Source organism: Cryobacterium sp. Y62, from assembly GCF_002929785.1.
Classification (GTDB): Bacteria; Actinomycetota; Actinomycetes; order Actinomycetales; family Microbacteriaceae; genus Cryobacterium.
Map to the genome: position 1 here is coordinate 66,423 of NZ_PJJK01000104.1, position 15,815 is coordinate 82,237.

Below are 15,815 nucleotides of genomic sequence, written 5' to 3' on the forward strand. Positions count from 1 at the left end.
CATGACCCATCTCGCCGCCCAGCCAACGAGTGCCCAGGTCTCACTGCAGTACGGCTTTCGCACCGATGTCGGCCGCAAGCGTCAGCAGAACGAAGACTCGCTGCTGGCCGCATCCCCGGTATTCATCGTCGCCGACGGCATGGGCGGCCTCGAAGCCGGCTATCGGGCCAGTTCCGCCGTCATCACCGAATTCCAGAGCTGCGTCGCGCGCCCCGGGCTACTCGCCGAGCACGTCGTGGCCGCCGTGGAGCGCGCCCACGCTGCTGTGCGCGTGGTGTCGGACGCGACCGGGCGTGGCGCCGGCAGCACCCTCACCGGCCTCGTCCTGATCGATCACGACGATGCCCCGCAGTGGCTCATCGTGAACGTCGGAGACTCCCGGGTCTACCGGTTGCACGGCGGCGAGCTCAGCCAGCTCACCGTCGACCATTCCCTCGCGCAGGAACTCATTGACGAGGGAACACTGCTGAAAGCGGATGTCGCCACCTTCGCCCGCAAGAATGTGATCACCCGGGCTATGGGTGCCGACAGCAGCCCGACCGACTACTGGCTGCGTCCGGTCGTGACCGGCGAACGGCTGCTGGTCTGCTCCGATGGACTCCACGGCGAACTCGCTGAGGAGAGCATCAAGGCCAGCCTGACGCTCGGCGGCAGCACCCATCAGACCGCGGACCTGCTGCTCGCCGGTGTCCTCGAGCACGGCGGTCGCGACAACGTGTCGGTGATCGTTATCGACGTCGTCGCCGGCGGAGTCAGCTCCTGGCACGGTGTCGCGATCGAGGAAGACCACGCCCAGACCATCGATACTCAAACCGAGGACACCCGTCCGGTACAACGGGTGGCTCGCAATGCTGCCCGCTGATGTGCCCGCTGACGCCGACGCAAGTGACGATGATGACGACACGGTGATCGTGCAGCGCGTGGACAACGACGACACCATAATCGTGCAGTGCACGGAAAATGACGACACGCGCATCGTGCAATGCACCGCTGACGAACACACCAGCATCGTGGCACGTGCCCGGCACGCTCGCTCCGCGGCCGTGGATCCTGCCGTCGCCCCGGTAGACGACGGCGAGGCAACCGTGCGGTCGTCCCGTGGCGGCGCAGCGAGCGACACTCTCCTGAGCAGTCGACGGGCGACCCCGCCGGCGCCCACGCCGGTCGTCGACGATCTGCAGCGTCGCTACCAGCCGCCGCAGGTGCAGAGCGGCGCGAGCGTGCGCTACCAGGCCAGGCCGGTTCCGGTCATCGTCGTGCCAGCACAACGCGCAGCCGGGTCGGAGCCGATCGCGCCCGATCCGGCCCGGATCGCCCTGGCCGAGGCGGCGGCCGAGATTCGTCAGCGAGCCGCGGCGGGTATCCGTCGTCGACGTCGGATCACGCTGGTCGTGATTATTGCGAGCACACTGCTCGCTCTTGTTGCGGCGGTCGCGTTCATCGCCTTCGCCCTCGCTAGCTGGTGAACCAGGGGAGTTCCAGTCGCGTCACCCCCGAATGAGCGCCCCGTGCAATGGGGCTGTCCAGCTGTTTTGCCCGTGGTTAGCCTAAAAATCTACCGTTGTGTCGACATCTGTTCTGTGCAAAGTGCACGGGCTGCGTGGTGACATACCAGGTGGTATCCCGGGGGAGCGCGTTCGTGACCAGCCTGACCGAAATTCTGATCGTGCACGGCCTGCTTCCGATCGAGGACCTCGACACCGGGCGCCGGAGCGACCGCGCCGATGAGGCCGCTGTGCGCAGCCTGGTCGACGCAGGCACGATCACCGAGCTGCAGTTCGCCCAGGCGCGCGCCGAGCAGAAGAATCTGCCCTTCGTTGAGCTGCTGGATTATCCTGTCGACCGGCTCGCTGTGGCCAAGGTGCCGGCCGCCGTTTGCCGCCGCGCCAACGTGCTGCCCATCGCCTTCGAAGACGGCCGTCTCGTGGTGGCCATGGTCAATCCCGGCGACGTGTTCGCCGTCGATGACGTGCGCGAAGCCGCCCGCATGCGGGTCACCCCGGTCGTGGTTGAACCGTCCGACCTGCAAGCGGCCATCGCCCGCTACCACCGCGCCGACAGTGAACTGATCGACCTCAGCTCCACCCTCACGGCCGAGAGCGACGATGTCGACGAGACCTCAACTTATACAGAAGCGGATGACGCGGCACCGATCGTGCGCTTCGTCAACCTGCTGGTCAACCAGGCGATTCAAGACAAGGCCTCCGACATTCACATCGAACCCGGCGAAGGTGGGCTGCGGGTGCGCTACCGCATTGACGGCGTGCTGCACGACATGCAGAAGGCGCCATCGACGATCGCCGGTGGCGTCACCTCGCGCATCAAGATCATGAGCGATCTCGATATCGCCGAGCGCCGCAAACCGCAGGACGGTCGCATGTCGGTGCGCCACAACGGCCGCACGGTCGATCTGCGCGTCGCCATTCTGCCCACGGTCTGGGGTGAGAAGGTGGTGCTGCGTATTCTCGATAATGCCACCTCGTCGATGAAGATGAGCGGCCTCAATCTGCTCACCGACAACTTCAACGAGTTCGAAATGGCGTACACCAAGCCGTACGGAATGATCCTGGTCACCGGCCCCACAGGGTCGGGCAAGTCGACCACGCTCTACACGACGCTGCACGCCATCTCGCGGCCCGAAATCAACGTGGTCACGGTTGAGGATCCGGTGGAGTACCGCATGCCCGGGGTAAATCAGGTGCAGGTGAACCGCAAGGCCGGCCTCACTTTCGCTGTCGCCCTGCGCTCGATTCTGCGCTCAGACCCCGACGTGGTGCTACTCGGCGAGATCCGCGACCAGGAGACCGCGAAAATTGCGATCGAGGCCTCGCTCACCGGTCACCTCGTGCTGTCGACCCTGCATACCAACGATGCGCCGAGCGCCATGACTCGGCTGATCGAAATGGGCGTTGAACCGTTTCTCGTGGGATCGGCCCTGGATTGTGTGGTGGCCCAGCGCCTCGCCCGTCGGCTCTGCGACCGTTGCAAGATACCGGACAATCGCACCGACTTGGCCTATCTGGGTTTCGTGGTCAACCCCACCGTGGGCTACGTCTCGAACCGCTCCACCATCCGGCCCGAGATCGGGCCGGCGATCGACCCCACCACCACTGGTACCGTGATCTACAAATCGACCGGATGCTCGAGCTGCTCGCAGACGGGATACCGCGGTCGACTCGGCATTCACGAGGTCATGACGGTGTCCGAAGAGATCGAGCGGCTCACCGTCTCGCACGCTTCGAGCGCCCAGATCGGGGCCGCCGCACGCAAGCAGGGCATGATCACGATGCGTGAAGACGGCTGGGCTAAGGTCGCCCTCGGCCTGACTTCGGTGGATGAGATACTTCGCGTTGTCTCCTAGAGCAGCGGGAGGGCACTTGTAATGAGCCAACCCGATTACGACCGGATGCCCAGCGGCGACAGCACCGCAGACCCCACCCCAACGGGTCGCATCCTGCACGCCATGCGCGCCCTGTCCAGCGAACGTGAGTTCGGCGAGCCAGCGGCCACCGACCCACCCATCGACGAACTATCCACGACCGCGCCACCGGCCACCAATCTCGACCCCGACTTGCTCGCCGCACTGCGCCTGGTCACGGTCGCGGGCGGGTCAGACCTGCACGTGGCCGGCGGTGCGCCGCCGAGCGTGCGTATCGATGGCGCCCTGCGGCCCATCGTCGGCTGGGCGCGCTGGTCGCCGGGCAAGGTCGCGGCGGCCCTCGGTAGCATCCTCTCGCCCGAGCAGCGGGAGGAGTTCGCGCGCGAACTGGAACTTGACTTTGCGTACACAATCGAATCGTTTCGCTTTCGCGTCAATTTCTATCAGCAGCGTGGCTCGGTCAGCGGCGCCTTTCGGTTGATTCCCAATGAAATCAGGTCGCTGGGCGAACTGGGCGTGCCGGCATCCGTTTCGCGGTTTGCGCATCTGCCACGAGGCCTTGTGCTCGTCACCGGCCCGACCGGTTCGGGCAAAACGACCACGCTCGCGGCCATCGTCGACCTCGTCAACAGCACCCGCACCGATCACATTGTCACGGTCGAAGACCCGATTGAATTCGTGCACGAGTCCAAGAAATGCGTGATCAGTCAGCGTGAAGTCGGGCAGGACACGCACAGTTTCGCCACGGCACTCAAACACGTGCTGCGGCAGGACCCCGACGTCATTCTGATCGGTGAGCTGCGCGACCTTGAGACCATCTCGGTCGCGCTGACCGCCGCCGAAACGGGCCACCTGGTTTTCTCGACTCTGCACACCCAGGATGCCGCCCAAACCATCGACCGCATTATCGACGTTTTTCCCGCCCACCAGCAGGCGCAGGTCCGGGCGCAACTCGCCGCGACCCTGCGCGGGGTACTCTGTCAGACGCTGGTGCGCAAGGTGGGGGGGTGGACGGGCGGTGGCCACGGAGATCCTGGTTTCAACGCCCGCCATAGCCAACCTGATTCGGGAGGGCAAGACCCACCAGATCGGATCCGCGCTGCAATCGGGGCGCGCACTCGGCATGCACACCATGGATCAGCACCTCGCCGAGCTCGTCGATGCGCGCCTGATCACGCGACAGGCAGCGGAGGAGAAGGCCCAGGATATCGAGGTGCTCAAGCAGCTCGTGCACCAGATCGATCCGACCGACCCATCGCTCGGCGACCTGAGCCTGGCCGAGATCGACTTCAATGACTCGTTCTCCCCCGGAAGGCGCTAATGGCCGCTGAACTCTCCTTCGCCTATTCGGGTCGGGACGACGACGACAAGGTCGTCAAGGGGCGCATGGATGCCGGATCGGAGCGTGCCGCCCTGCAACAGCTGCGCGCCATGGGGCTGTCGCCCATCTCGATCGTTCCGGCCCGCCCGATTCGTGGTCTCAATATGGATCTGCACCTGCCCGGGTACACCAGGCCGGTCGGGCTCGCCGATCTGGCCGTGATGAGTCGCCAGATGGCGACCATGACCGCGGCCGGCCTCTCACTGTTGCGCACCCTGATCATTCTCTCGGAGCAGACCGAGAATCGCCGCCTCGCACGGGTGCTTTCGGTCATTCGCAGCGACGTCGAAACGGGCATGTCACTGTCCCATGCCTTCGACAAGCACGACCAGGTCTTTCCACCGATCATGATCAATCTCGTGCGTGCCGGTGAGATCGGTGGTTTTCTTGAGGATTCCCTCAATTCCATTGCCGACAACTTCGAGACCGAGGTGCGCCTGCATGACACGATCAAGTCGGCCTTGGCCTACCCGATGATCGTAATGATCATGGCGGTACTCGCTGTCATGGGCATGCTCATCTTCATCGTGCCCGTGTTTGAGGACATGTTTCAACAGCTCGGCGGTCAGCTTCCGATCGCGACCCAGGTGCTCGTGCACCTCTCCAACATTATGCTCTGGGTCGCCCCGGTGCTGATCGTGGGCGTGGTTCTGGCGTGGCTGTGGTGGGGCAAAAATCGGCACACCGAGCGCGTGCGACGCGTGGTCGATCCACTCAAGCTCAAACTGCCAGTAGTCGGCCCTGTGCTCGCTAAGCTCGCGATAGCCCGGTTCAGTCGCAACTTCGCCACCATGATCGGCGCTGGCGTGCCCATTCTGGGTTCCCTGAAGATTGTCGGGGAGACCTCAGGCAACTGGGTCATCGAAGAAGCGTTGCACAAAGTGCAGGAATCGGTGAGTCGAGGCCGGTCGATTGCCGGCCCACTCGCCCTCGAACCGGTGTTCCCGGCCATGGTCACCCAGATGATCGCCGTGGGAGAGGATGCCGGCGCGCTCGAACAGATGCTGCGCAAGATCGCCGAGTTCTACGACCAGGAAGTGCAGGCAACCACCCAGCAACTCACCGCCCTGATCGAACCCCTGATGATCGCCGTGATCGGCATCATCGTCGGAGGGATGGTTGTCGCTCTTTACCAGCCGATGTTCAACGTATTCGACTATGTCGAATAGTCCACCCCAGTTGGGGCTGCACTATATCTGGGGGTAGGTAAACCCTAATAACCCAGTTACTTCACCGGGGGTAGAACCTAGGTTGAAGTATGAACAGCCGCACAGTACTGCTCCCAGAGACGCCACGAAAAGGAACCAACCATGAGCCCTATCATGTCCATTTTACGCAGTAAACGTTTGACCCTTGGCCGCAAGGACAAAGGCTTCACGCTCATCGAGCTTCTCGTCGTCGTGGTTATTCTTGGGGTTCTCGCCGCAATCGCAGTTCCGATCTACCTCAACCAGCAGACCACCGCGAAGGAAAATGCTGTGAAGGCTCAGGTTACGCAGGCCAAGACCGCAGTTGCTCTGGCCATAACGGAGGGTGGCTACACCGTGACTACAGCAATCGCGGCGCTCAATGGGGGCGAGGCTGTGGCCCCCCTCGCCTCTTACTCAAGCAGCGAGGAAATTCCCGTCAGTGGTACCGTCGGGAGCGGGGGAGACACTTTTTCGATTGTTGGAAAATGGCTCGAAACGGCGATTTCCTACACAATCACTGATTCCACCTCAGCCAAGCCGAGCGCATAAGCGGGCGCCTCGCGAAGCGCCCGGCGATGAATGCAACTCGGCGGAGGCAACTGACCAAGTTTGAGGACGGCTTCGGAATCATCGAGGTCATCGTTTCGATGTTTCTGCTCAGCCTCATGGCCATGGCCTTTCTGCCCGTGCTCGTGCAATCCCTACAGGTGTCCAGGGTCAACGCGTCGATCGCCACGGCTACGCAGCTGCTCAGCGCCGACCTCGACCGTGCCCGCGCGTCACATCCGGGCTGTGGTTCCAATTCCTCAGCGGATGCTCCCGACGATGACGCATTCACCGTGAATGGCAAATGGGCCGCTTCTTTCACGTGTGCCGAGGATTTACCCACGACTGTGTCGTACACGAGCACTATCAAGGACGCCGCGACAAACGAGGTTCTGGCCGAAGCGGTCACGCTCATCCTGGTAACGGAGTGAGCACGCCTCTTCGCGTCGGTCCCAGCCGTGCCGAAACTGGCTTCACTCTTGTCGAATTGATCATCTACGTCAGCTTGTCGGTGTTGGTCGTGTCCCTCGTCAGTGGCTTTTTGCTCAACGCGGTGCGTGCCCAGCGCGACGTGGTCTCTTCCACGGAAGGCGCCAACACCGCGCAGCTGATCGCCGAGTCGATCAAACGCGACGTGCGAAATGCCACCGAGGTTCGCGTGAACGACGACCACAACCTCCTCATCGTCAGAACGACAGGAATGGGTGACACGCTTGACTCGTCCTGCCGCGCTTGGTACTTCACGGGTGGGACCGCCGACGCCATCTATACAATCGACACTGGCGACACACCAATCAGCATGACTGCGCCCACCGACCTAGAGGTTTGGTCCATTCAGGGGCAGGGAATTATCCAGATCAAGCCAGCAGGTTCAGCTGACAAAATCGACGTCTTCGCGTACTCCGATCCATCGGTCGAGCTGTCGTTCGCTGTCGGCGGAGAAGCGTCGATCGCAGTGCAAACCGCCGTCACACAACGAGCACCAAGCAGCAACGAGGGAACATGTTTCGCAGACTAAGTCGCGAGAGCGGTGAACGCGGCAGCGCCCTCATGGCCGTCATCGGTGTGATGGCGGTCCTCCTGATCATCACTCTCACCGTGACCTCGTCATCCCTGCAAGCGTTGACCATCACCACCTCAACTCGCGCCGGCGTGCAGGCCCAGGCCGCCGCCGAAGCTGGTATAGCCGTAGCCTTGGCTAGTTTGCAGAACATAGGTGCGGTATGCCCGAGCGGCGGGGTGATAGCGAGCGAGGGAGACTCCGTGCCGGCGTACCGAGTAGAAGTATCGACACTGACCGACGAGTGGAGTCCAAGCTGCCCGACAGGGGCTGTGGATGAGACGAAAGTGCGAATTGTGTCTCAGGGCGAGTCGACGGCAGGCACAGTGAATCACGCGCGCACGGTCGAGGAAAGCTACGACATCACACCATCAGGAGCAACTAACAACCTCGGTTCTGTCATCACTTCCTATGAGGACCTGGATGTCGACGGTTGGAGCGTTACCACCGGCGAACCGACCGATATTCGAGTCTTGAATGGAGATTTCGCCTGCTCGAAAAATGGAACAGTTCAGGCCAACCTCAGAGTCGCCGGCAACGTGACGACTGGTCCTAGTCAGTCCTGTTCCGTCGACGGAAATGTGGATGCATTGGGAAACATTGTTGTCTGGAATCACGTCGAGGTCTCTGGCAATGTTCACGGCAATGACAGCATTGAGGTCAAGTCCAACGGGCTAGTCAGCGGCGACCTGACGAACTCCAGCGAGGATCAAACTTTGATCCAAGGAAAAGTGACTGGCGATGTCGTCCTAGCGGGGACGTTGTACAAGAGTTCCCAGGCCGACATCGGTGGAAGGCTGAGCCAGAACGTATCGGACGTGCCCCGTCCTCAGACTGCTCAGGCAGGTGACTGGGTAGCATTTCACTACGATTTGGAGGACTTCAGGGACGCGGGGTTTGAGCTGCTCTCCGGGGACTGCTGGATTAACCGCGACAGTTGGGAAAACCTTACTGTGCCTACCGTGGTGGACCTGCGTCGATGTGACGCGGTCGACCTCGACAAGCTCACCCTGGAGGTCAGGACAGACATCGCATTTATTCTTCCAGACACGCAAATTGACGAACTTGACCTTGAATCCCACAATGGAGATCGTCATAAAATCTGGTTTCTTATCCCCGAAGATGATTGGAACAATGGCGATGACTGGCACGATGACAGCAATCAGAGACACGACGATGACGATGACGACGACGATGACGATGACGATGACGAGTGCGACGCCGACTTCACGATTGGGGACAAGGCGAAAATTTCCGGCGAAATCTCCGTGATGGTCTACACACCATGTGAGATTGAGCTGAACGACGTTCAGTGGCGTGGGCAGCTTTATGCCGGCAAGGTCGACATCGACGATGACGATAGCCGCATGCACTTCGTGCCCATGGGTATCCCCGGCACTGAACTGTTTCCCGCAGCCGTGAACGATTCGGTCGGCCCCTCCACAGACTGGACACTCCTGTCCAGCCGCAACCGTTCGAAGGTGCCGAAATGACGACGGTGACCGTGGTGATCGCGGGCCTATTCGGTCTCCTCATCGGCTCCTTCCTTAATGTCGTCATTTATCGGGTACCGGCGGGCAAGTCCATCGTGTCGCCGCCGAGTGCCTGCGGAAACTGCGGTGCGAGCATCCGCCCGTATGACAACGTTCCCGTGCTGTCGTGGTTGCTGCTGCGGGCAAAATGCCGCGACTGCGGGGCTGCCATTTCGGCGCGCTACCCACTGGTGGAACTGGGCACGGGCGTGTTCTTCGCGGTCGTTGCGCTGTGGGTGTTCGCGGGCCCCGACCGGATCGCCGGCGATGATGCCGTCCTCGTATGGACCAGCCCATTCCTCGCCCAGATCATCGTGCTCGCCGCGTTTCTGTACCTTGCTGCAGTGAGCGTCGCACTGGCCATGATCGACCTCGACACGCACACCCTGCCCAATAGAATTCTGCTCCCGGCCTATCCGGTGGGTGCCGTGCTGCTGACCGCGGCCGCTCTCGTCGCTGGAGAACCGGGCCGTCTGCTGAGTGCCCTGATCGGTGCGGCCGCCCTGTTCGGCCTCTATCTCGCGCTGGCTCTGATCAGCCCGGGCGGCATGGGGCTTGGCGATGTGAAACTCGCCGGTGTTCTCGGTCTCTACCTCGGTTGGCTCGGCTGGGCACCGCTGATCGTGGGCGCATTCGGGGCGTTTCTGCTCGGAGGGCTCTTCGGAATCGGGTTGCTGGTAAGTCGCAAAGCCGGGCGGCGCAGCAGCATTCCGTTTGGCCCGTGGATGCTCCTGGCCGCCTGGCTCGGTGCTTTGTTCGGTCAATCGATAGCGGCCGGCTACCTGACGCTGTTCGGCCTCACCTAGACCTTTGCGCTTGCACGGAAACAATCTTGCACACTCATATTTCACGGGGGGAACAACAATGACTACACGTGTGGTCGGAATCGATATCGGCACCACCGCCGTGCGGGCCGTCGAGGTGCGCGACGCCGAAACGGAGAATCCCGTTTTGCTGCGCTGCCATGAGCATCGACTGCCATTCGGTGCAGTCAGCCGCGGCGAGGTGCTCGAACCGGTCGTCGTCGGCGCTGCTCTCAAACGTCTCTGGTCGACCGGCGGGTTCACGAGCAAAGACGTTGTACTCGGAATGGGCTATCACCGCATGGTGGTGCGAAACCTGACCGTACCCAAAATGTCGCTGCGACGTATTCGCGAGTCGTTGCCCTTTCAGGTGCAGGACCTGCTGTCGTTCCCGACTGCCGAAGCCCTGCTCGACTTCTACCCCATAAAGGAGGTCGACGGTGAGGGCGAGTCAGAGCCGCAAGTTTCCGGCCTCTTGATCGCTGCGACAAAGGACGTCGTGCAGGCGCACATCAAGGCCGCAAAACTCGCTGGGCTGCGCAGCATCAACGTTGACATTATGGCCTTTGCGCGCAGCCGCGCCCTCCATCGCGGGGCCACCGCTCCCGGCGTGATTGCTCAGATCGATATTGGTGGTGGCTCATCGAGCGTGTTGATTTCGTCGAACGGTGTGCCGCAGTTTGTTCGGGTCATTCCCGCCGGAGGCAACCAGCTGACGAAGGCTCTGCGCGTGCGGCTCGGTATCGATGAGGAGGCAGCGGAGGTGTTCAAAATGATGCTCGGTCTGGCGGGCGTAGTAGCACCGCACGACGCGATCGCTGCCACGGTCATTCGCGAGGTCACGGCGGAACTGCTCGAAAGCCTGCGCAACACGGTGCAGTACTTTACCAACAATTGGCCGGAGCTGCCGATCGATCGTATTGTGCTCATGGGTGGCGGTTCTCGGCTGAGCGGATTTTCCGCCGCGCTGCGCGATCTCACCGGCTTTCCGGTCGCGATGGCTCAGCCCTTCGCCGGTTTGGAATTAGGCCCCGATGTGGACCGGGCCCAATTGTCTGACTCGGAGTGCACCTTTGTCGCAGCTCTCGGGTTGGCCCTGGGGAGCAAAGCATGAAGCACCGCAGCAATCGGCGTGAGCTGATTTACGGCGGCGAGCCGCGAGCTAATCTGCTGCCCCCTGAACTCAGAGCGAAGCGCAAGGGCAAAATGCTACGCCAGATCATTCTGGTCGCATCCGCTGGAGTCGTCTTCTTCATGGCGGCATCGATCGGAGCGGTCTCCGTGCAAGCCCGGGTTGCCCAGACCGATCTCGCGCACGCTGAGGTACGCACCAACGAGTTACTTCTGGAATCTGCAAAGTATTCGCAGGTGCGAAGCGTGCAGGCACAGATAGACCTGACGGGGGCCGCCCGATCGGTCGCCACCGGATCGGAAATCGACTGGCGAGCCTATCTGGCTGACGTGCGGGTGATTTTGCCCAGCGCGGTCACCATCGATGCATTGGCGATTGATTCCGGCTCACCGTGGGAGGACTTCGCCCAAAGTACCGTCGCCCTGCACAACCCGCGCGTGGCTACCCTCACCCTCACCCTGACCAGCCCGTCATTGCCGGCGGTGCCGCAATGGCTGACCAATCTGAAGATGCTTCCTGGATTCGCCGACGCCAGCCCCGGTTCGATCACGCGTTCAGAATCCGGAACCTACGTCGTCGACATTGAAATCAATATCAACGCGGATGCTCGCGCCAATCGCGTCGCCGAGGGAAACTGATTATGAATCGAAACCAAGTCTTCGGTGCAGTGATGGCGTTGACTGTGAGCGCGGCCGTGGTTCTCGGCGGACTCTTGGGGATTGCGCCGAAGATTGAGGAGGTGCGTGCGGTAACCGCCTACCGCGAAGTCGTGGAGTCGCAGAACGCCGAATACGAGATTGCCCTCGAGAGCTTGCAACGCGACTTTGACGGTATTGCAGAGTTGCGCACCTATCTGGGCACGCTGCAGACTGCTGTCCCGCCCGACGCGGCGATTGGGTCGTTTGTCGGTCAAATCGAAGTCATCGCTCGTCAGAACAACGTGACCCTTGGTTCCTTGACGCTCGGCGACGCGGTGGCCTATGAACCCGTGGTAGGGGCCGCGCCGCCGATTGGTGCTGGTGACGCTGTGCCGCCCGAGGTGCCACTGCCGGATGCGGACTCTGCCAACACCGCCGATGCCGCGGCGAACCCGTTCAGCGATGGCGCCTACCTCGCGCTTCCCATCACTATGTCGGTTCAGGGAGCCCAGAGTAATCTCTTTGACTTCGTTGCCGGTCTCCAGCATGGCGAGCGAACCGTGTCGATTTCCACGTTAGTGACCGAAGTCCCCCAGGGAACAGGTACCACAGAGCTGGCCATCACCGGGATGATTTACGTGCTTCTGGATCCCAGCAGCCTGGCCCTCACTCAGTAGCACGTGTCAGTCGCGTCGGTCGAGCCCGCCTTCGGCGCGACTCGCGCCGGTCTCGAAAACGCCCCCTGTTTGCTGGTCGAGCTGGTCGGGATGGTCGGAGGCACGGTGTGGCCCGGTGGTGGTGTCTTGGTCTGTGGTGGGACTATTTGTTCCAGTTGGGTTTCTCGGTGGGGGTGGCGGCGCGGTTTTGGCCGCCGGGGCGCCAGGTGTGGGTGGGGTCGAAGATGAGGGGTCCGCGCACCCAGGGTCGGCCGTCTCTCATGTCGATGTCCCAGCCGGACGTCTCGATGCTGGCATGCCCGGCGTTGCAGATGAGTGCGGCGTTATCGATGTTGGTGAGGCCGCCGTCGCGCCACGCTTTCACGTGGTGAACCTGGGTGAATTGTGGTGGCACGGTGCAGCCGGGGATGACGCAGCCACCGTCGCGGGCGGCCAGTGCTCGGCGCTGCCTGGCGGTGAAGAACCGGTTGGAGTTGCCGAGGTGCAAAATCTGGCCCTGGTGGCCGAACAACACCGGCTGATACCCGCCGGCGCAGACGAGTTCGTCGACTTGTTTGACGGTGAGGGGGCCATCGATACCGTCGATCCAGCCGGCGCCGCGCCCGGCGAGGAGGTCGTTGATGTTGATGTGCACCAGTACCGTCGGTGCGGCCCCGCCCATGGTTGGTGTGCCGGGCTGGCGTGCGGCGGCTTCGAATACGGCGCGGAGGATGCCGGCTTGCTTTTCACCGATCGAGCGGATGTCGCCGGGTTCCTGTGGGCAGGGACTGAGCGTGGCCGTCTCGTTCTGCTCGGTCGCCGTGGTCTGCCAGTCTTGGTCGTCGAGCTCGGCCGGTTCGGCATGTTCGGAGTCGGTGCCAGTTTCTTCGAGGTCGCTGTCGATGTCGTTGGTGCCACCGGCGGCGCTGTCCTTGGCGGTGCTGTCTTCGGCGGACGGTTCGGTCGTGTGGAAGGCGACCGTGGCACGCGGGGTGGCGCCGGGAACGGGGTTGGCCGCGGCGGCGGAGAGATAAGTGTCGAAGACGGTGCTGATGATGGCACGATCGAGGGTGGTCAGCCAGCCGTTCAGGCTGTAGCCGGAGGGTGTCAGATGGTCTGTGTAAGGGGTTGCGGATCTACTCGAAGGAGTGACACTGATGGTCATGACGAATCGAAACATGTTGCGCAAGGCACCGCGGTCCCCGTCGCAGTTGGCGGCGGCGAAAGCGATCGATGAGCTCTGCGATAGTGGTGCCTTGGATTCGCTGTTCTCGAAGATCGATGCGGGTGAGTTGCAACTCACTGGTGAGGGCGGGTTCGTGCCGGGTCTGATCAAAGCGGCCCTCGAGCGCGGCTTGCAGGTGGAGCTGACTGAGCACCTCGGCTATGAGAAAGGCGACCCGGAAGCACGGTTCTATCCGAACTCTCGTAATGGCTCCACGCCCAAGCTGGTCGACGCTGAGGTCGGCGAGTTGGATTTGGACATCCCCAGGGACCGGGGCGGGAGCTTCACCCCGCGCCTGGTGCCCAAGGGATCACGGCGCCTGGGTGGTCTCGATGACATGATCATTTCGCTCTATGCCGGCGGGATGACGATCCGTGATATTCAGCAGCACCTGGTCTCCACGATCGGCACGGACCTCTCGCACGAGACGATTTCGAAGATCACCGACGGGGTCCTCGAGGAAGTCCTGGAATGGCAGCAGCGCCCGCTGGAAGCCCTCTACCCGGTGATCTTCCTGGACGCGTTGATCGTCAAGATCCGTGACGGCGCCCACGTGCGGAACAAAGCCGCCCACATCGCTGTCGGCGTGGATATGGACGGCATCAAGCACGTATTGGGCATCTGGGTCCAGCAGACCGAGGGCGCGAAGTTCTGGGCCGGCGTCTGCGCGGAGCTGGCCAACCGCGGCGTGAAGGACGTCCTCATCGTCTGCTGCGACGGCCTGACCGGGTTCCCCGAAGCGATCGAATCGACGTGGCCTCAGACGACCGTGCAGACCTGTGTCGTGCACCTGCTCCGCGCCGCGATGCGGTTTGTGAGCTACAAAGACCGCAGGCAGATCGCCGCAGCGCTCAAGCCGATCTACACCGCCGCTAACGTCGACGCGGCATGGGACGAGCTCACCACGTTCGCGGCGTCACCCCTGGGGATCCAGTACCCGGCAGCGGTGAAAACGTTCGAAGACGCCTGGGAACGCTTCACGCCGTTCCTCGCGTTTCCACCGGATTTGCGCCGCGTCATTTACACGACCAACAGCATCGAATCGTTGAACTACCAACTTCGGAAAGTGACCAAGAACCGCGGCCACTTCCCCAGCGACGAAGCCGCGATCAAGATGCTTTGGCTGGCGATCTGCAACATCGAAGACAAACGCGCCCGCGACCGAGCCAAGGAACGCGGCGGCAACCGCCAGACCAAACGCAAGGCCGAAGGCCGCCTCGTCGAAGGCCAAATCACCACGAACTGGAAGCTCGCCCTCAGCCAACTCGCCCTGGCCTACCCCGACCGAATCAACCCCCACCTCTAACCAAATTCCCAACACTTACACAAAACACTTGACAGGCTCTGTAGCCGCCGTTTGCCAGCCCACCAAAGGACAGCCAGCTGCGCCGTTCGGCGGTGGCCTCACCGGGCGCAGACCCGGCAGGCGCGAGACGCGCCTGCCACGCAATGCCCTGCTGGCGCAGCAACTCCGGCGCAAACGCGATCCCCGCGCCCGGAAGACCNTTGGCTGGCGATCTGCAACATCGAAGACAAACGCGCCCGCGACCGAGCCAAGGAACGCGGCGGCAACCGCCAGACCAAACGCAAGGCCGAAGGCCGCCTCGTCGAAGGCCAAATCACCACGAACTGGAAGCTCGCCCTCAGCCAACTCGCCCTGGCCTACCCCGACCGAATCAACCCCCACCTCTAACCAAATTCCCAACACTTACACAAAACACTTGACAGGCTCTGTAGCCGCCGTTTGCCAGCCCACCAAAGGACAGCCAGCTGCGCCGTTCGGCGGTGGCCTCACCGGGCGCAGACCCGTCAGGCGCGAGACGCGCCTGCCACGCAATGCCCTGCTGGCGCAGCAACTCCGGCGCAAACGCGATCCCCGCGCCCGGAAGACCCTCGGTTTCGGGCGTGATAGCACCGGACCCACTCGCCACGAGAGACCGTTCGACCCGGTCTAGGTCATCGACGAGCACCGAAGAGCGCAGGCCGTCGAGGACGGACACGATCACGCGGGCCTGCTCGACGCCCAGCTCCCCGCCCTGTAACGCCTCACCCACCACGGGATAGGTCGGTGTCAGGGGGCGGCCAAGCAGCATCCGCTCACCCGCACTCTTACCCAGGCTCGCACGCTGCCGCACCTCACTGCGCGAGAGCCGGGCCAGGGTCGAGACCAACACGAGGCCGCTACGGCAACCCAGCCGACGCGCCAGAGACACCGCGCCAGCGGATTCAACCTCGGCCTGCTCGGCCGTTTTCGTCGCAGCCGTCTTCGCCAC

The 15,815-nt window shown here is 62.6% G+C and carries 16 protein-coding genes and 1 pseudogene; 15 read left to right on the forward strand and 2 right to left on the reverse strand.

Annotated elements, in window-relative coordinates:
- Nucleotide 1: 1 nt before the first annotated feature.
- The 13 genes from CXY71_RS09300 to CXY71_RS09360 all read left to right on the forward strand — a co-directional run bounded on the left by CXY71_RS09300 (nucleotide 2) and on the right by CXY71_RS09360 (nucleotide 12,338).
- Nucleotides 2-862, forward strand: coding sequence for a PP2C family serine/threonine-protein phosphatase (locus CXY71_RS09300; RefSeq protein WP_104135354.1), 861 nt, complete (start codon nucleotides 2-4; stop codon nucleotides 860-862).
- Nucleotides 849-1,466 carry a hypothetical protein gene (locus CXY71_RS09305; protein ID WP_104135355.1) on the forward strand — a complete coding sequence of 206 codons (618 nt, stop codon included), beginning with the start codon at nucleotides 849-851 and terminating at the stop codon, nucleotides 1,464-1,466. Before CXY71_RS09300 ends, CXY71_RS09305 begins: the two co-directional genes overlap by 14 nt.
- A gap of 173 nt (nucleotides 1,467-1,639) precedes the next feature.
- Nucleotides 1,640-3,361, forward strand: a complete 1,722-nt coding sequence (locus CXY71_RS09310; protein WP_104135356.1) for a GspE/PulE family protein — start codon at nucleotides 1,640-1,642, stop codon at nucleotides 3,359-3,361.
- Between the two features lie 21 nt (nucleotides 3,362-3,382).
- Nucleotides 3,383-4,675 (forward strand): type IV pilus twitching motility protein PilT, encoded by a 1,293-nt coding sequence (locus CXY71_RS09315; RefSeq protein ID WP_304481827.1) that lies wholly within the window; start codon nucleotides 3,383-3,385, stop codon nucleotides 4,673-4,675.
- 24 nt (nucleotides 4,676-4,699) lie between these two features.
- Complete coding sequence (locus CXY71_RS09320; RefSeq protein WP_158253039.1) at nucleotides 4,700-5,929, forward strand: type II secretion system F family protein; 1,230 nt, start codon at nucleotides 4,700-4,702, stop codon at nucleotides 5,927-5,929.
- A gap of 141 nt (nucleotides 5,930-6,070) precedes the next feature.
- On the forward strand, nucleotides 6,071-6,499 hold the full coding sequence (locus CXY71_RS22450; protein ID WP_304481828.1) for a prepilin-type N-terminal cleavage/methylation domain-containing protein: 429 nt from the start codon (nucleotides 6,071-6,073) through the stop codon (nucleotides 6,497-6,499).
- 26 nt (nucleotides 6,500-6,525) lie between these two features.
- A complete protein-coding gene (locus CXY71_RS09330) occupies nucleotides 6,526-6,927 on the forward strand; it encodes a type II secretion system protein J (RefSeq protein WP_104135358.1) in 402 nt (133 codons plus the stop codon).
- Nucleotides 6,924-7,514: a hypothetical protein gene (locus CXY71_RS09335; protein WP_104135359.1), complete on the forward strand. Its 591-nt coding sequence runs from the start codon at nucleotides 6,924-6,926 to the stop codon at nucleotides 7,512-7,514. The genes CXY71_RS09330 and CXY71_RS09335 overlap by 4 nt, the downstream gene beginning before the upstream one ends.
- On the forward strand, nucleotides 7,499-9,049 hold the full coding sequence (locus CXY71_RS09340) for a polymer-forming cytoskeletal protein (RefSeq protein ID WP_146072790.1): 1,551 nt from the start codon (nucleotides 7,499-7,501) through the stop codon (nucleotides 9,047-9,049). The genes CXY71_RS09335 and CXY71_RS09340 overlap by 16 nt, the downstream gene beginning before the upstream one ends.
- On the forward strand, nucleotides 9,046-9,894 hold the full coding sequence (locus tag CXY71_RS09345) for an A24 family peptidase (RefSeq protein ID WP_104135361.1): 849 nt from the start codon (nucleotides 9,046-9,048) through the stop codon (nucleotides 9,892-9,894). The genes CXY71_RS09340 and CXY71_RS09345 overlap by 4 nt, the downstream gene beginning before the upstream one ends.
- 58 nt (nucleotides 9,895-9,952) lie before the next feature.
- On the forward strand, nucleotides 9,953-11,005 hold the full coding sequence (pilM, locus tag CXY71_RS09350) for a type IV pilus assembly protein PilM (RefSeq protein WP_104135362.1): 1,053 nt from the start codon (nucleotides 9,953-9,955) through the stop codon (nucleotides 11,003-11,005).
- Complete coding sequence (locus CXY71_RS09355; RefSeq protein ID WP_104135363.1) at nucleotides 11,002-11,661, forward strand: hypothetical protein; 660 nt, start codon at nucleotides 11,002-11,004, stop codon at nucleotides 11,659-11,661. Before pilM ends, CXY71_RS09355 begins: the two co-directional genes overlap by 4 nt.
- A 2-nt stretch (nucleotides 11,662-11,663) precedes the next feature.
- Nucleotides 11,664-12,338, forward strand: coding sequence for a hypothetical protein (locus tag CXY71_RS09360; protein WP_146072791.1), 675 nt, complete (start codon nucleotides 11,664-11,666; stop codon nucleotides 12,336-12,338).
- Between the two features lie 142 nt (nucleotides 12,339-12,480).
- Here the strand turns inward: CXY71_RS09360 and CXY71_RS09365 are convergent, their stop codons facing one another.
- Nucleotides 12,481-13,482, reverse strand: a complete 1,002-nt coding sequence (locus CXY71_RS09365; RefSeq protein ID WP_158253041.1) for an HNH endonuclease signature motif containing protein — start codon at nucleotides 13,480-13,482, stop codon at nucleotides 12,481-12,483.
- Nucleotides 13,483-13,495: 13 nt separating this feature from the next.
- On the opposite strand from CXY71_RS09365, the gene CXY71_RS09370 reads away from it, so the two are divergent.
- Both CXY71_RS09370 and CXY71_RS09375 read left to right on the forward strand, forming a co-directional pair.
- Entirely contained in the window at nucleotides 13,496-14,848 is a 1,353-nt protein-coding gene (locus CXY71_RS09370) for an IS256 family transposase (RefSeq protein WP_104135366.1), read from the forward strand.
- 201 nt (nucleotides 14,849-15,049) lie between these two features.
- Nucleotides 15,050-15,235 (forward strand): annotated as a pseudogene (locus CXY71_RS09375) (IS256 family transposase); the annotation flags it as partial.
- Here the strand turns inward: CXY71_RS09375 and CXY71_RS09380 are convergent.
- On the reverse strand, nucleotides 15,219-15,815 hold a 597-nt coding region (locus CXY71_RS09380; protein WP_158253042.1), incomplete at its 5' end, for a DUF222 domain-containing protein. The pseudogene CXY71_RS09375 and the gene CXY71_RS09380 sit on opposite strands and share 17 nt — an antisense overlap.

What these genes read in the sequence shown, in the direction of transcription:
- CXY71_RS09300 (WP_104135354.1), top strand. Translation starts at nt 2, where the DNA reads ATGACCCATCTCGCCGCCCAGCCAACGAGTGCCCAGGTCTCACTGCAG.
- CXY71_RS09305 (WP_104135355.1), top strand. Translation starts at nt 849, where the DNA reads ATGCTGCCCGCTGATGTGCCCGCTGACGCCGACGCAAGTGACGATGAT.
- CXY71_RS09315 (WP_304481827.1), top strand. Translation starts at nt 3,383, where the DNA reads ATGAGCCAACCCGATTACGACCGGATGCCCAGCGGCGACAGCACCGCA.
- CXY71_RS09320 (WP_158253039.1), top strand. Translation starts at nt 4,700, where the DNA reads ATGGCCGCTGAACTCTCCTTCGCCTATTCGGGTCGGGACGACGACGAC.
- CXY71_RS22450 (WP_304481828.1), top strand. Translation starts at nt 6,071, where the DNA reads ATGAGCCCTATCATGTCCATTTTACGCAGTAAACGTTTGACCCTTGGC.
- CXY71_RS09330 (WP_104135358.1), top strand. Translation starts at nt 6,526, where the DNA reads ATGAATGCAACTCGGCGGAGGCAACTGACCAAGTTTGAGGACGGCTTC.
- CXY71_RS09340 (WP_146072790.1), top strand. Translation starts at nt 7,499, where the DNA reads ATGTTTCGCAGACTAAGTCGCGAGAGCGGTGAACGCGGCAGCGCCCTC.
- CXY71_RS09345 (WP_104135361.1), top strand. Translation starts at nt 9,046, where the DNA reads ATGACGACGGTGACCGTGGTGATCGCGGGCCTATTCGGTCTCCTCATC.
- pilM (WP_104135362.1), top strand. Translation starts at nt 9,953, where the DNA reads ATGACTACACGTGTGGTCGGAATCGATATCGGCACCACCGCCGTGCGG.
- CXY71_RS09355 (WP_104135363.1), top strand. Translation starts at nt 11,002, where the DNA reads ATGAAGCACCGCAGCAATCGGCGTGAGCTGATTTACGGCGGCGAGCCG.
- CXY71_RS09360 (WP_146072791.1), top strand. Translation starts at nt 11,664, where the DNA reads ATGAATCGAAACCAAGTCTTCGGTGCAGTGATGGCGTTGACTGTGAGC.
- CXY71_RS09365 (WP_158253041.1), bottom strand. Translation starts at nt 13,482, where the DNA reads ATGACCATCAGTGTCACTCCTTCGAGTAGATCCGCAACCCCTTACACA.
- CXY71_RS09370 (WP_104135366.1), top strand. Translation starts at nt 13,496, where the DNA reads ATGTTGCGCAAGGCACCGCGGTCCCCGTCGCAGTTGGCGGCGGCGAAA.